The organism is Corynebacterium sp. HMSC055D05 (assembly GCF_001810365.1).
Lineage (GTDB): Bacteria > Actinomycetota > Actinomycetes > Mycobacteriales > Mycobacteriaceae > Corynebacterium > Corynebacterium coyleae.
Window position 1 is genome coordinate 1 of record NZ_KV801076.1, and the last position, 419, is coordinate 419.

General features: G+C 63.0%; 1 pseudogene. It reads left to right on the forward strand.

Features of this window, described 5'->3' with window-relative positions:
• A pseudogene (locus HMPREF2734_RS12075) lies at nt 1-419 on the forward strand (HNH endonuclease); the annotation flags it as partial.

The window sequence follows — 419 nt, forward strand, 5'->3', positions numbered from 1 at the left end:
ATGAATTCGTTCGAGGTGTTAGTGCAGGCGATGTCGGCCGCAGCGTTAGAGACGCTGGCTGACTTCGACCTTGATGTTGCACTCGCCTCGGGCTTTGCACCCGATCGTGCGCGAGCCTGGTCGCGGCTGCGCGACGTGTACTTCGGGCGCACCAAATTCACGCGTAAACAGGCGGTGGCAGCTACGCGTGCTCGGGCGTTCTCCCTCGACGAGTTAGCACTGATCGAGCGGCGCATCGCCTCGGTGAAAGATGCGTCCCAGCGGTGGGCGCTGCGCCTTGCCTTACTTGAGGTCGAAGGTGGCTACCGGGCGATTGAGGCTGCAGCCCGTACGTTGGTGCCGGCGGATAAGACACCGGCGGTGGATGCGGCGAAGTTCGGCCCGTCGCGAAACGGCAAACGCACCCTGCACTTAACCTA